The sequence below is a fragment of the Sphingomonas sp. LHG3406-1 genome (assembly GCF_029637485.1).
GTDB lineage: Bacteria > Pseudomonadota > Alphaproteobacteria > Sphingomonadales > Sphingomonadaceae > Sphingomicrobium.
Genome location: NZ_CP069128.1, coordinates 1,037,292 through 1,052,049, shown reverse-complemented (window position 1 = coordinate 1,052,049; position 14,758 = coordinate 1,037,292). Strand labels below are relative to the sequence as shown.

Annotated in this window: 10 protein-coding genes; 5 read left to right on the top strand and 5 right to left on the bottom strand. The window is 65.7% G+C overall.

The features are described from left to right. The first annotated feature begins 361 nt into the window (after positions 1-361). Positions 362-3,169: an MHYT domain-containing protein gene (locus JOY29_RS05040; RefSeq protein WP_300975096.1), complete on the top strand. Its 2,808-nt coding sequence runs from the start codon at positions 362-364 to the stop codon at positions 3,167-3,169. Between the two features lie 191 nt (positions 3,170-3,360). Here JOY29_RS05040 and JOY29_RS05035 read toward each other — a convergent pair whose 3' ends face one another. Next, positions 3,361-4,029, bottom strand: coding sequence for a hypothetical protein (locus JOY29_RS05035; protein ID WP_300975095.1), 669 nt, complete (start codon positions 4,027-4,029; stop codon positions 3,361-3,363). A 97-nt stretch (positions 4,030-4,126) separates the two neighbouring features. Next, positions 4,127-5,470 (bottom strand): S8 family serine peptidase, encoded by a 1,344-nt coding sequence (locus JOY29_RS05030; protein ID WP_300975094.1) that lies wholly within the window; start codon positions 5,468-5,470, stop codon positions 4,127-4,129. A gap of 74 nt (positions 5,471-5,544) precedes the next feature. On the opposite strand from JOY29_RS05030, the gene JOY29_RS05025 reads away from it, so the two are divergent. Continuing rightward, the gene (locus JOY29_RS05025) at positions 5,545-6,051 is read left to right on the top strand and encodes an RNA polymerase sigma factor (protein WP_300975093.1); all 507 of its coding nucleotides are present in this window, start codon (positions 5,545-5,547) and stop codon (positions 6,049-6,051) included. Then, positions 6,048-6,740 carry a hypothetical protein gene (locus JOY29_RS05020; protein ID WP_300975092.1) on the top strand — a complete coding sequence of 231 codons (693 nt, stop codon included), beginning with the start codon at positions 6,048-6,050 and terminating at the stop codon, positions 6,738-6,740. Before JOY29_RS05025 ends, JOY29_RS05020 begins: the two co-directional genes overlap by 4 nt. A gap of 333 nt (positions 6,741-7,073) precedes the next feature. Here the strand turns inward: JOY29_RS05020 and JOY29_RS05015 are convergent, their stop codons facing one another. Beyond that, positions 7,074-7,757, bottom strand: a complete 684-nt coding sequence (locus tag JOY29_RS05015) for a TetR/AcrR family transcriptional regulator (RefSeq protein ID WP_300975091.1) — start codon at positions 7,755-7,757, stop codon at positions 7,074-7,076. A 205-nt stretch (positions 7,758-7,962) separates the two neighbouring features. On the opposite strand from JOY29_RS05015, the gene JOY29_RS05010 reads away from it, so the two are divergent. Further along, positions 7,963-9,195, top strand: a complete 1,233-nt coding sequence (locus JOY29_RS05010; protein WP_300975090.1) for an MFS transporter — start codon at positions 7,963-7,965, stop codon at positions 9,193-9,195. Further along, positions 9,192-10,805, top strand: coding sequence for a carboxylesterase family protein (locus JOY29_RS05005; RefSeq protein ID WP_300975089.1), 1,614 nt, complete (start codon positions 9,192-9,194; stop codon positions 10,803-10,805). Before JOY29_RS05010 ends, JOY29_RS05005 begins: the two co-directional genes overlap by 4 nt. Position 10,806: 1 nt before the next feature. Here JOY29_RS05005 and JOY29_RS05000 read toward each other — a convergent pair whose 3' ends face one another. After that, on the bottom strand, positions 10,807-12,312 hold the full coding sequence (locus JOY29_RS05000) for an AMP-binding protein (RefSeq protein WP_367280032.1): 1,506 nt from the start codon (positions 12,310-12,312) through the stop codon (positions 10,807-10,809). Positions 12,313-12,376: 64 nt separating this feature from the next. Continuing rightward, complete coding sequence (locus tag JOY29_RS04995) at positions 12,377-14,632, bottom strand: TonB-dependent receptor (protein ID WP_300975087.1); 2,256 nt, start codon at positions 14,630-14,632, stop codon at positions 12,377-12,379. Positions 14,633-14,758 lie beyond the last annotated feature (126 nt).

Below are 14,758 nucleotides of genomic sequence, written 5' to 3'. Positions count from 1 at the left end.
ACCATGCACTGGTTGTGCAACGGATCGGGCGCAGACGTCGGCCGATCACCTGAACAAGCGTCTGGTTCGCTCACCATCTCGCAAAAACCGGTCTTTCTGTTCACGGGCACTTGCGGCCTTCTGCCAGGCTCAGCGAAAATCGGTTTTCTACCCAACCTGATCATCCACAGAGCGTCGGGTTAGCGTCGCGCGGGGGCCGATATCCCAATGGCCAGGGACTCGCTGCTCTGGCGGGACTTAAGTCGTCGGGGCCAGTTTCGCTCCATTAGCCCCCGTGGCACAGGGCACTCATTTCAGGTGGACTGAACTCGTATCGTTGCAGCTATAGGGCGACGATTCGTTTGGAGTTGAACGCTCTTCGATGATCATGGTCGGCAGCCACGATAGCGTGTTGGTAGTCCTGTCGATCCTGGTCGCCAGCTTCGCCTCGTTCACAGCGCTCAGCCTCGCCAGCCGGGTTCGTGCCTCCTCGGGCTGGATGCGCCGCTTTTGGCGGGGGGCCGCCGCCGTGGCCCTCGGAGGTGGCATCTGGGCGATGCACTTCGTTGCGATGCTCGCATTCAGCATGCCCGGCATGATCATGACCCACGAGCCGTGGCTGACACTCCTGTCGTTGGTCCTCGCGATCCTGTTCACGGCAGCTGGTTTTGTCTTGATGGGCGGGCGTGCAGCATCGCCGCAGCGGGTGCTCGGCGCAGGCCTGCTCATGGGCAGCGGCGTGGTAGCCATGCACTACGTCGGAATGGCAGCCATGCGCACGGGGGCCACGCTCGGGTACGAGCCAATCTGGGTCATCATTTCTGTCCTGATCGCGGTCAGCGCGGCTTCCGCCGCAGTCTGGCTTTCATCGCTGGAGCATAAGCTGAACGGTCAGATCGCGGCCGCTCTGGTGATGGGCGCTGCCATTTCCGGCATGCACTACACGGGCATGCGGGCGGCCGTCTTCACGGCCAGACAGGGCGTCGACATGGCTGGTGGCGTGGCGAGCGTAACGCAGACCCTGCTTGCCTTCTCCATCAGCGGCATCACTCTGCTCATACTGGTGTTCGCCTTAGGCGCCGCGGCGCTCGAGCGCTCCTTCCAGGCCTATGCTCGTCGGGAGGCACGGGCAACGCTGCGGGTCGAGATAGCAGACGTGCTGCGGGAGGGCGACACGACGGAAGCCTTGAACGAGGTGGCTGCCTTGATGGGGCGCCATTTCAAGGCGAACCGGACCGGCTACGCACAGCTTGATCCCATAGATGACGTGTTCGACTACGAGGTGTGTTGGACCGATGGCTCGGTTCCGCCGCTGCTGGGCCGCTACCCTGCGGCCGACTTTGGCGTGAAGATCGTGGCCGAACTTGCAGCCGGACGCACCGTGGTCGTTCTCGACCTCTTCGAAGCGGAAGTCAGCAACGAAGACAGGACACAGCAAACCGCCCGAGACGTGGATACGAGATCAATCTTGGTCGTGCCGTTCGTTCGTGATGGTCGCCTCCGCACGATCGTCTACCTGAACTCCTCGGCGCCTCGCGCGTGGCGTGAAGACGATGTTCGCTTCATGGAGGAGGTCGCGGAGCGGACGAGACTGGTGGTCGAGCGCGCCGCTGTCGAGGAAGAGCTGCGCCTGCTCAATGCTACGCTTGAGGCCCGCGTGGAGGCGCGCACCACCGAGCTGCGTCAGGCTGAAGAGGCTCGGCGCGAGGCCGACTCCCTCTATCGCGCTTATTTCCAACACACGCCAGACCCCCTGTTCGTCATCGGAGTGAGCCCGGATGGAGACTTCATTATTGAACAGGTGAACCCAGCGCATGAAGCGGGTGTGGGGTTTGCCGCCGAAGAGGTGCGCGGCCGCAGGGTCGAAGACGTCATGCCCCCTGAGGCTGCGAGCAAGGTGCTCACGACCTATCGTCAGGTCGTCGCGACGGGTGAGATCCTCCACTATCGCGACGTGTTCGAGCTTTCCGACGAACCGCGACACTGGGACACAACTCTTGTGCCGCTCAGGGATGACCACGGTCGCGTGGTGCGCCTGATCGGAGCCAGCCGAGACGTGACTGCTCAGGTCGTTGCCGAAGAAGCGCTGCGTCAGTCTCAGAAGATGGAGGCCATGGGGCAGCTCACAGGAGGAGTCGCCCACGACTTTAACAATCTGCTGACCCCGATCGTTGGTGCTCTCGACATGCTTCAGCGACAGGGTGTCGGGGGCGAGCGCGAACAGCGCCTTATCGACGGCGCCGCTCAGTCGGCTGAACGGGCAAGGACACTGGTACAGCGCCTGCTCGCCTTCGCGCGGAGGCAGCCGCTGCAGCCTGTGGCGGTAGATTTGCACAAGCTCGTAGCCGGCATGGCGGAGCTGATTTCCAGCACGACCGGGCCCCAGATCAAGACTGTGGTCGATGCTCGACAAGACCTGCCGCCCGCGAAGGCCGATCCCAATCAGCTGGAAATGGCCGTCCTCAACCTAGCCGTGAATGCCCGCGACGCGATGCCCGAGGGTGGGACGCTTCGGATCTCGGTCGAGGCCGCAACGGTCGGCCGTCAGCACCGGTCGCAACTGAAGCCCGGCCGTTACTTGGTCCTTTCTGTCGCGGACACGGGCACCGGCATGGACGAGGCGACACTAGCCCGCGCTGTGGAGCCGTTCTTCTCCACCAAGGGCGTCGGCAAAGGAACCGGCCTTGGCCTTTCCATGGTGCATGGGCTGGCGCTGCAGCTTGGCGGCGCCGTAACCATCCGGAGCACCGTTGGCGTCGGCACCAATGTCGAGCTCTGGTTGCCGCAAGGCAAAAGCGCCTCGGTCGCGACCGAAGCTGCAGAGACTGAGCACCCTGATGTGGTCGGCCGAGGAACGGTGCTACTCGTGGACGACGAGGATGTGGTGCGTCTCAGCACGGCCGACATGTTGATCGAGCTCGGCTATCAGGTCGTGGAAGCCAGTTCCGCCGAGGAAGCCCTGAAGCTACTTAATCGTGGGCTGATCCCACAGCTTGTTATTACCGATCACCTGATGCCAGGGATGTCTGGGACAGAGTTGGCGAGAACGGTGCAGAGCCAACGGGAGGGCATCAAAGTACTTGTGATCTCCGGCTACGCAGAGACCAGCGGTATTGCTCCTGACTTGCCCCGCTTGGGAAAACCGTTCCGCAATGCCGAGCTCGCAGCGAGCTTGGCTGCACTCAACTAGTTCGGAACTAAACAGCAGCCGGAACAGGCATCACCCGCTGAACGTCCGCTGTTGACCTTACTAGGTCCGGAAGCAGACCGTCTCTGACCAGCCATAGGTTGCCGCTCGGTTCATAACGACGAAAGCGGCCCGCCGGGAGGAACGGCGGGCCGCGCGTGCCGGCCCATGCTGGGCCTGCAAGTCGGTGCGGATCAGTCGTCGCTGGACTTGCGGACGCTGCCCTGGGCGGAGCCGCTGGCCTGCCCGGATGCGGTCAGCGAGCCGCTCGTCCGGCGAGCCGACGAGATGGCGCCGCCGGCGGTGCCTTCGGCCCGGCCCTGAAGCTCGCCGCGCACGGCACCCGCGCGCTCCCGCGCCGCCGCCAGCTGACCACTCGCCATGCCGGTCGCGCTTCCAGCGACGGAGCCCACGTGGTCGGTGCCGACACCCTGGACGCCGAAGCTTGCGTTCTTCTCGCCCGACGCATTGCCGGTGAGCGATCCTGCAAGGCCGCCGGACTGGCCCATTCCGGTCGCCGCAAGTGCGCCCTCGGCAGTGCCGGCAAGCGATCCGGCAAGCCCGAGGTTGCCGCCGGCCGAGCCGCTGCGGGTGTCGACCGAGCGGCTCGAGCGGACCTCGCCGGTGCCCGCGACGCTACTGGTCACGCTCTTCGTCACGCTGCCCGAGACGTTGTTGAGCGTGCCGCCGAGCGCGCCGCTGCCGCCGAGCGCACCGCCGATGGTGCCACCGACCGAGTTGCTGCCGTTGAGCGTGCCGTTGACCATCCCGCCGATCGAGCCACCGGCATTGCCGAGAAGCTGCGCGGAGGCCGGGGTTGCAATGCCGGCGGCGAGGGCCAGCGCGATAGTGAAGCGGATCATGTTCTTGACCTTTCCTGTCGTTCTACGTCGTGCAGCAACGGGGTGCTTGCCTGTTGAGAACGACGGCTACTTCGCGCTTCATCCCCGCGCGGGCATTTTATTTCGCGTGGACAACTTTCGGGTCGGTGCGGCATGTCCGGCAGAGGATTCCACGGCCGATCCGGCCTCTGCCCTTGATCACCTCGCGTTCAAGCGCCTGCACGGAAGGGGTGGCAGCGAGCCGGGCGGCCACGAGCGGAGTCGCGAAGCTGGTGCCGCGAACCTTCGCATAGCCACGGCCAGGCAGGGCCGCGGCCATGTCCGACCCTGGCGCGGCATAGTCGAGACGGGCGGCGCGGCCGGCTTCCGGCAGTGCCCGGTCGCGTGCATCGACGGCGGTGACTGCGGTGACGCCCGGATAGGCGGCCGGATATTGGATCGGCGCTGCGGGACCGTCATTGCCAACCGCTGCCGCTATCCGGATCTGGCGCCTCGCCAGGATCGCGACGGCGCGCTGCAGCAGGAGATTACTGGGACCCACAAGGCTGATGCTGATGGCGTCGGGCCGCTTTGACGCGGCCCAGGCGAGCGCCCTGACGATGGCGCTTGCGCTGCCCGCCGCCGGGCTGCCGCCGTAGACGTCAGCGACGAACAGCCTCGTTCCAGCGGCGGCACCGCGAAAGGCACCGTCCCGCCCCACCAGGAGCGACGCGACTGCCGTGCCGTGTCCGGTCGCCTTCGCCGGCCCGGCAAAGCCCTGTTGCACGATCGAGGCACCGGCGAGGCTGGGGTGCGGGGCCACGCCCCCATCGATCATGACGATGGTCTTTCCAGCCGGCATCGGCGGCGGCGCGGCGGCGGCGAGCAGTGCGCCGGCACCCGGCAGGAGCGCTCCGCCCGCCGGTTCGTAGACATGATCGTAATCGGCCGTGAGCCCGGGTGCGACCTCCGTCAGCCGCCGCATCGCTGCCCGGGCGGAAAGCCGCACGGGAACCTTGAGCACGACACTGACGAGGCCGCCGAGGTCCTCGCGGGTCTCGACCGTGAAGCCGGCCGAAGTCGCAGCCCTTAACTGGGCTTCGGTCGGGTCGATGGCGACCAGCACGCCGCGCCGGATCGGCGCCCCGTCGGGCCCGACGTCGAGCAGCGCCGGATTGGCGCGGATCAGCTCGGCAAGGCGAAGACGGCGCAGCTCTGCAAGCGTTTCCCGGCCAAGGTCACCGACGGCCGCACCGACCCCGAGCCGGTCGAGGCTGGGGACCGTCGCCGCGCGCCGTTCTGTGGGGGTTAGGCCGCTCAGAAGCTCACCCACCAGAGGTGCCCCGCGAACGGCGTCCGGCAGCGGCACTGGCAGGTTGCCGACCGGAAGCGAAGGCAGCAGTTGCGCCCGGGCCGCGCCACCAGCGGCAAGTGCGACGCCGGCCAGCAGCAGGGCGGCAAGGGCGTAAGAGTGTCTGGACATTTCCGGGCATCCTAATCAGTTCGTCGTCAGGGATGAAACGGCGCAGCCTCCTCGTTTCATCCCCATGGAGAGCAATGAACAGCCAGGACGAGTTTGCCCAAGGTGTCGCATCGCTGCTGCCACGGGTGCGGCGCTTCGCCTTCGCGCTGTCGCGTCACCCGGCGGACGCGGACGATCTGGCAGCGCTCGCGGTCGAGCGGGCCCTTCGCAGCCGGGCGCAGTTCACGCTCGGCACCAGGCTCGACAGCTGGCTGTTCCGCATCACTCGCAACCTGTGGATCGACGAGGCCCGCAGCAGGCAGCGCAAGGCGACCTGGGAAGCGTCACCCGAAGAGGGCGAACGTCAGGGCTTCGACGGTGCGGCCGACATCGAGCGCTCGGCGGAACTGGCGAACGTCATGCGGGCAATGAGCCGCTTGCCCGACGAACAGCGGGAGGTTGTCGCCCTGATCATGATCGAAGGCCTCGGCTACCGGGAGGTCGCCGAGCTGCTCGGGCAGCCGATCGGCACGGTGTCGAGCCGGTTGGTGCGCGGGCGCAATGCCCTTCTTGCGGCGCTTGGCGAGGGAAGTGACGAATGACCGACGATCCCGACTTCTACGCCTGGCTGGACGGAGAGCTTCCGGAGCCGGAGGCGAGCGCAATGGCCGCGAGGGTTGCGGCCGACCCCGAACTCGCCGCCATTGCGGACCAGCACCGGGCACTGTCGAACAGGCTGTCCGCGGCGTTCGCACCGGTCCTCGCCGCACCCGTGCCCGAGCGCCTTCAGAGCGCGGCGGAGCCCCGAAGCGCCGACGTGATCGACTTCGCCGCCGTGCGCGCTCGCCGGGGGCAGTGGAGCGTCGCCGGGCTGGCCGCCGCTGCGAGCCTGGCGCTCGGACTCCTGATCGGCACCTATGTACCACGCGAGGGTGATTCGTTCCGATCGACGGGCGGACAGCTTGCGGCCGCCGGGCCCCTGGACGCGGCTCTCAACCGCCAATTGGCTGCTGCCGGCGAGCAAAACGGCGTTCGTATCGGCCTCAGCTTCAAGGACCGGGAGGGCCGCTACTGCCGCACTTTTGCTGCTGAAGCCCAGAATGGCCTGGCCTGCCGCAGGGGCGAGGATTGGGCAATCGAGGGCCTAGTCCGTTCCCGCTCCACTCAGGGGGACTATCGGATGGCCAGCGGCCAGGATCCGGCACTCTCCGCCCTCATCGACAGTCGGCTTGCAGGGGAAGCATTCGATCCGGCGGCAGAGGCGCAAGCCGTCGCGCAGCAATGGAAGTAGTAAGGACCTTCGCTCAAGCTCGCGTCTGCCTCGCGGGCCAGGCGCGAATAGCGGAGCACCTGGCTGAACCAGCGGCAGCTTTCCTGGTGAGGACCCCAACTCCGGAGTGGCAGAGTACGGCCACTTGCCGACGCTCTGGCGATCCCACCTCGAACGTCAATGGTTGGTTGTAAGCGGAACGGCTGCTTTCGGGAGAGCGCCGGCGGATTGCGGACGCTCGTTCATCATGAGCAGACGACAGCAACACGCATCTTCCAACGAAAGACCGAATTGGCGCTGACAGCTCTAAGGCGTTCGACATGCCATCTGCCGCTTCTTGCGATCGAAGAGACCTCAGGTCTCGGCAGATGAGCAGATCTCGCGAAAGCCGGCGGCCATGAACCGGGCCATGCGATCTTTGACCGCATGGAAGTCGTCGGAGCGGCACAGGCCTCCAGATAGCTTGTCGATGCGCCCAGTGCGGGCAAGCGTCAGCATCAGCGCGCCGGTCACGAAGTGATAGCCCCAGAAGATGTCGGTACGCGGGCAGCCGGGCAGGGCGCGCTGCAATAGGGCGATCAGCCGGAGCACTACGGGATCAAAGTGCTGGTCCATCAGGTCGGCGCCCCACTCGGGCGTGTTGGCAACTTGGGCACCGAGCTTGGCGTAATTGCGCCATCCCTCGCCACCGCTGATGTAGGTGTCGAGGTCGGTATCGAGGAACGCGTGCAACGCGCCCTCGACCGTGACCTTGTCGCCGGCGGCAGCCTCATAATCGTCAAGCGCTTTCATCCGGCGATTACTGGTGATCACTGCGCGCCGAGCGAAAACGGCGTCGAACAACGCCTTCTTGTCGATAAAGTAATAGTTCAGCAGAGTGTGGTGGACGCCGACCTGCTTGGCGACGTCCTTCAAAGTGACGCCGTGCAGGCCGTGCTTGGAGAACAACTCCTCGGCGGCGTCGTAGATTGCTTCCATCGTTTCGGCGCGCTGCTCTGCCTTACGGGAGCGGCGAACGGGTTGCGGTGCCTCGGTCACGACCCTTTCCTGTGCTGCGGCGCAGCATTGGTCAAGCCGCACAAGCAAGCCTCAAGGATATTCACACACGAGTTAGCGTGCATTGACTTCGCCGCCGGGCTGCTGTCCATTCCCCATGGTGCAGTGGAGGCGTCGGCGGCTTATGACGGTTGGGGCGGAGAAGGTGGGCACGGCTGCGGCAGCAGCCGCGCGCCGAAGCCCGAGCGTGATCCTGATCACCCTGACCTTCGTCTACGTTCTGAACTTCTTCGATCGGCAGCTGCTGGCGATCCTGGCCAAGCCGATCCAGGACGAATTGCAGATTACTGACGGGCAATTGGGGCTGCTCGGCGGGCTCTACTTCGCCATGTTCTATTGCTTCATAGCCATTCCGGTTAGCTGGGTCGCAGACCGGACCAACCGGGTCGCGGTGCTGAGCCTTGCCTGCGGTATCTGGAGCGCGGCGACGATCGCCTGCGGGCTGGCGCGAACCTATCCTCAGCTGGCACTGGCTCGAATGACTGTGGGGTTCGGAGAAGCGGGAGGCGTGCCGCCTTCCTATGCGCTGATCACCGACACCTTTCCCCCGGGCCGCCGCGGCATGGCGTTCGGGATCTTCAACCTAGGCCCGCCGATCGGTGCGGCGTTAGGGATCGCGCTGGGCGCTTCGATCGCCGCCGCCTTCAACTGGCGCGATGCCTTCATTGCCATCGGGATAGTGGGACTCGTCACCGCTACCGCGCTGCCGTTCATCGTGCCCGAGCCGGCCAAGGGCGCAACCGACGGCCGGGTTGGCGAGCCGCTGGGCCATGCGCCGTTTTGGGGTACGGTGAAGGCGTTCTTCGCCAATCCGGTGCTGAGCCTTGCCGCATTAGGCAGCGGCGCGACGCAGTTTGTGACCTATGGCCTGGGCAATTTCGCGGTGCTGTTCCTAATGCGGGAAAAGGGCATGACCCTGTCCGAGGTGGCGATCTGGTATGCGCTGGTGATCGTGGTCGGAATGGGCGGCGGAATGCTGGTGTCTGGCCGAATCATCGACAAGGTGACGAGAGCCAGCCGCCGTGGGTTCGCGATCCTTCCCGCCGCCTCGCTGGCGGTGGCCATGCCCTTCTACCTGGCATTCGTGTGGGCGCCGTCATGGCCGCTGGCGCTGGTGCTGCTGACCGTAGTCATGTTCTTCAATTACTTCTACCTGTCCTGCTCGGTAACCCTGGTACAGGAGGAAAGCGCGCCCAATCAGCGGGTGCTGGCCGGTGCTCTGCTGCTGCTGGTGATGAACTTCATTGGGCTTGGCCTCGGGCCAACGTGGGTGGGGGCGGCGAGCGACTGGTTTGCGGCGCGCGGCTCCACCAACAGCCTGCAACTGTCGCTCTACACGCTGACACCCTTTTACGTGATCGCCATCGCCCTGTTCATGCGGTTGGCACGCACGCTGGGGCGACAGGAGGCCCGGGCATGAAGAACTGGATGCTTGCACTTGCCGTAATAACGGCGACCCCTGCTGCGGCGCAGGTCGTGAATGCCCCTGCTGGAACCGTGCGCGGCACCACTTCGGGGAGCCTTCGCGTGTTCAAGGGCATTCCTTTTGCAAAGCCGCCGGTGGGCGACCTACGATGGCGGGCGCCGGCGTCGCTTGAGCGGTGGAGCGGGGAGCGCGCGGCGACCGACTTCGGCCCGGCCTGCGTGCAGCCGTCGGCTGGTGCGCCCAACATCTACAATGGGGTCACCCTGCCGATGAGCGAGGATTGCCTGTCGCTCAACATCTGGACCCCGGCCAAGGCCCGCAATGCGCCAGTGATTGTGTGGATTCATGGCGGATCGCTGCTGACCGGCAGCAGCCGCGAAGCGCTTTATGACGGGCAGCGGCTTGCCGAGCGCGGGATAGTGGTGGTCTCGATCAATTATCGTCTTGGCGTGCTCGGATGGCTTGCCCACCCTGACCTCGGCAAGGAGAATGCTAGCGGGCGGTCGGGGAATTACGGGCTGCTCGACCAGATCGCCGCCTTACGCTGGGTGCAGCAAAATGTCCGGGCGTTCGGCGGCGACCCGGCAAAGGTGACGATCGCTGGCGAGTCCGCCGGGGGTTTAAGCGCGTTGTACATGATGACCTCGCCTGCGGCGCGCAGGCTGTTTCGCGGTGCGATTGCGCAAAGCGCCTACATGGTCTCCATGCCGGAGCTGAAGCGGGCGCGCTTCGGGCTGCCAGCGTGGGAGGCGGGAGGGCAGCTGCTTGGCCTGGCGCTCAAGGCACCGTCTATCGCAGAGATGCGCAAGCTCGATCCGGCGGCCCTGACCGTGGCGGCGAGCGCGGCCGGCTTTTTTCCATTCGGCGTGGTCGATGACGAGGTCCTGCCGCAGCAGATGGTCGATGCGTTCGATCGCGGCAACCAGGCGCGGGTTCCGGTGCTGGCCGGCTTCAACCAGGGCGAGATCCGTTCGCTGAGGATGCTGGCACCCAAGACATCGGCCAGCCCGGCCGACTATGAGCGCGAAATCACTGCTCGCTACCGCGACCTCGCTCCGGCTTTCCTGCGGCTGTACCCGAGCGCCGATCATGCCGAGAGCACGCTCGCTGCGACCCGCGACAGCCTGTATGGCTGGACGTCGGAACGGATCGCACGCAAGCAGACCGCGGCCGGGCAGCCCGCTTATCTCTATCTGTTCGACCACGGTTATCCGGCGGCCGATTCCGCAGGGCTGCACGCCTTCCACGGCTCCGAACTGCCCTATACCTGGGGCACGTTCAACGGCACGCCACCGCGCTGGCCCAAGGTGCCGGAGACGGGGTCCGAGCGGCGCCTATCGAGCATCATGATCGATTATTGGACCAGCTTCGTTGCCACCGGGCGGCCCGTCGCAAAAGGGGCGCCGGCGTGGCCCGCCTATGGAGCGGCGCAGAACTATATTCGGTTCGCAGGTGGACCAGAACGGGGGCGCGATCTGTTCCCCGGCATGTTCGAGTTCAACGAAACGGTGATGTGCCGCCGCCGCGCCGCGGGCAAGGACGGCTGGAACTGGAACGTCGGGCTGCTCGCGCCCGAAATCGCGCCGCCCGTCGCCGGCTGCTGAGCTAAGCCGCGCCCGCATAATCGGCGCGCAGGCGCTGCTTGTCGATCTTGCCGGTGGTGGCGAGTGGCATGGCGTCGACTTCAATGACCCGGTCGGGGATCCACCAGTCGGCGATCCTGCCCTTGAGCAGGGTGAGGAGGTCCGCGGCTTCGCCGCCGGCCGAGCGCTCAACTACCATCAGCGGGCGTTCGCCCCATCTAGCATCGCTGCGGCCGATCACCGCGACATGTCGGATGGAGGGATGGTCGCCGACGATCGCTTCGATCTCCGCCGGGTTGATCCACTCGCCGCCCGATTTGATCAGGTCCTTGGAACGGCCGCAGATGACGAGGTTGCCAGCCTCGTCGATCAGCGCGAGGTCGCCGGTTTCGAAGTAGCCTTCGTCGTCCAGCGCGTCTTTGTCAGCGCCAAGGTAGCGATCGAGGACGCTGGCGCCGCGCACCTTCAGATGACCCTGCGTTCCGCGCTGCTGGGGCAGGGGAGTACCATGCTCGTCGGTGAGCTTGAGGTCGACGCCGATGGCTGGCCGGCCAGCAGTGCCGGCCACGGCTGCTTCGCCGGGCGGCGACATGGTCCCGATCGGTGACAATTCGGTCATGCCCCAGCTGGTCTGCACCCGCGCGCCGAGCCCCTTTTCAAGCCGGCGCAGCAGCGCTTCGGGGCAGTTGGAGCCGCCGATCAGCACGCGCTGAAGCTGGGGGAGCGTCATGCCGCTGCGCTCGAGATGGTCGAGGAGGCCGAGCCATACGGTCTGCACGCCGACCGCGACGGTGACCTCTTCCTCTGCCAACAGGCGGGCGAGGCTGGCGCCGTCGAGCTGGCGTCCGGGGAGCACCAGCTTGGCGCCCACGGCAGGCGCCGCAAACGGCAGGCCCCAGCCGTTGGCGTGGAACATCGGAACGGCCAGCAGCAGGCTGTCGCGCGCGGTCAGGCCGACCACATCCGCACCGAGCGCGCGCAGCGTGTGCAGGTAGTTGGAGCGATGCGTGTAGGGCACGCCCTTGGGCGCGCCAGTGGTGCCAGAGGTGTAGCATAGCCCAGCCATCGTCCGCTCGTCGAACCGGCCCCAAGAGTAGGGTGTGCCGGCGCGCTCCAGCAGCTCCTCAAGCGAGGAAGGGCCGTCGGTGTCGAGCAGTAGCAGATGGTGAAGGCCGGGGCAGAGCTGCATCAGCTCCTCGGCCAGAGGGAGAAGGTCAGCGGAGACGGCCAGCAGCATGTCCTCCGCTTCGACCACCATCGCCGCGAGCTGGGCGGCAGTCAGGCGCGGGTTGAGGGTGTGGCAGACGGCGCCCATCCCCATGACCGCGAAATAGAGCTCGACATGGTGACGGCTGTTCCACGCCAGCGAGGCGACTCGGCTGCCTTCGCAAACCCCCAAGCTGGCCAGCGCACCCGACAGGCGATTGGCGCGATCGTGCACCTCCGCGTAGGTGTTGCGGGTGGGCCGGGCGCCTGGGCGAGCGGACACGATCTCGCGCGTGCCCGACCATTTGGCGGCATGCGTCAAGAATCGATCTACCGTTAGCGGATAGTCTTGCATGGTGCTCGCCCGCAGGAAAAAGGTGGCGGTTCTAGAAACCCTTCTGTATCTTCAGCCCATATTGCCGCGGCGACCCGGCGAAGTAGAGCCCGCTGTTCAGCGCCGCCGGATAGTGCTGGTCGGTGAGGTTGGTCGAATAGGCGGTCACCGTCAGCGAGCCGCTTCGCAGCGTCAGTTGGGCGTTCACGATATTGCGTTCCGGAATGCGATCGCCGCGGGTGCGGTCCTGGAACAGGGTCGCCCACTGCTTGCCGATGTGCCCGAAATTGATCCTCGGCGTCAGCATTATATCCCCGCCAAGGGCGAAATCGTAGCTGGCGTTGGCGTTGAAGGTGAAGTTCGGCGCATAGGTCTGGTCGTTGCCCTGGAGGTTGCGGCACAGCGGCGTCGCCGGGCCGGTTTCGGGCAGACAGGGCGACAGGCTGAGCGTTCCGCGCTGGTCGAGGGCGAAGAACCGGCCGACCTTGCTGTTGAGCACGTTCGCGCCAAGCCCGAAGGTGAGGGCGCCGAACCGCGCTTCGATCTCGCCCTCGATGCCGGAGATCTTGGTGGTGCCCGGCACGTTCACTTCCAGTCCGAACACCGGCAGCGTCGGATTGCCGATGATGACTTGGAAATCCTTGTAGCTGTTGTGGAAGGCCGCGAAGTTGGTGCGGATCCGGCGATCGGCGAAATAGCCCTTCCAGCCAAGCTCGTAGGAGGTGACAGTTTCGGGCCCGAACGGTTCAGGCGTGCCCAGCCCAACCGGCACATTGAGGCCGCCCGGTTTGAAGCCGGTGGCGACGAAGCCGTAGAGATATTGGTCGCGGCTTGCCTCCCAGCCAATCGAGGCCTTGTAGGAGAAGTCGTCAGACTTGGTGACCTGCTCGGCCACCAGCGGCACGCCAAATTGCAGGATGTCGACGTCGTTGCGGCTGCGGCTGGCGGTGTAGCGGCCGCCGACCTCGACCTTCAATTGCGGAGTCAATGCAAAGCCGATCTGCCCGAACACGGCGAGCGAACGATTGGGATTGATGCCTTGGAGGCGATATTCGCTGGCCGGGCCGGGTGCCGAGCTGTTGTCGCTAACGAATTGGAACGGTGCCTTGAAGTTGTACTTGTTCCAGGCCCCGAACGCCCCGATCAAATAGGTGAAGCGCCCGGTCTCGGGCGAGATCAGCGTGACTTCCTGGCTGAACTGGCGCTCGTCGACGCTGTCGAAGAAGGTCCGGTCGGCGGTGACCGGGGTCAGCGCGGCGGTTCCGTCGAGGTCGGCGCGATATCTGGTATTGCCCTTGGAGAAGCCGCTGACCGAGCGCAGCTGCATGCCGCCGGCGAATTCGTAATTCACCCGCAGGATGGAGCGATAGAACTTGTCGCGGGCCTCCTGCGGCGCGTTGAGGCTGAGGTCGTACAGGTCGCGGTAGGTCGGGTTGGGAGTGCTCGAGCCGACCGGAAAGTTGCGGTAATAGTCGCGGAACGGGCTTGCCGGATAGGCGCCCATGTCGAGGTAGACGAGGTCGGTTTTGGACAGCACCGTTAATTGGCTCGACGGTTTCCACAGCAGGCTGAGGCGTCCCGCGAGGTGGCGCTGGTCGCCGTTGTTGCCGGTGTAGGGCGCCCCGCCCGGGCCGCTAATGTCGTAGAAACCATCGCGGCGCAGACCGTAAACGGCGACGCGGGCAGCAAAGGTATCGCTGACCGGGAGGTTGACTGCGCCTTCGAAACCCGCCTGCGAATAGTTACCTATGTGGCCGCTGACGTAGCCGCGGTTGCCGCCACCGATGACGGGATCGTTGGTGTTGACGAACACCGCGCCGCCGGTCGCGTTCTGGCCGACGATGGTGCCCTGCGGACCGCGCAGCACCTGCACATTGGCGACGTCGTAATAGGGTTCGAGCTGGAAATAGCCGGGGAAGGTCGGCGCCCCGTCGCGATAGGTGATGACGCCGGTCGCGGTCTGGGTGTTGTGTTCGCCCTTGCCGATGCCACGGACGTTGAAATCAATGCCTTGACCGAAGTTGTTGACGACTATGCTGGGCGTGCCGAACTGCAGCGCATCGACGTTGGAGATGCCTTTTTCGGAGAGGTCGGTGCCGGACAGGACCGACCCGGACAGCGGCGTGCGCTGAAGATTCTCGCTGCGACGGCGGGCGGTGACGATGATTTCGCCCTGGGCCGGGGCCGGTGACTCCGCCTGTTCGGTCGAGGCGCCTGGATCGGCCGGCGGCGGCGTCTGCGCCGTGGCGACGCCTGTCCATGCGAGTGCGATCATTGATGCGCCGATCAGGCGGTTGCGGATCCCCATCGTTCCCTCCTCCAGAGATAGCGCGTTGCCGCGCCATGAAGAGGAAGGTGCCGTAACTTAGCCGGGCTGGCAATGCTAATTCTCTTAAGAGTGAATATCCCAAGCGCTCGGACTTTGTTGTCCGCC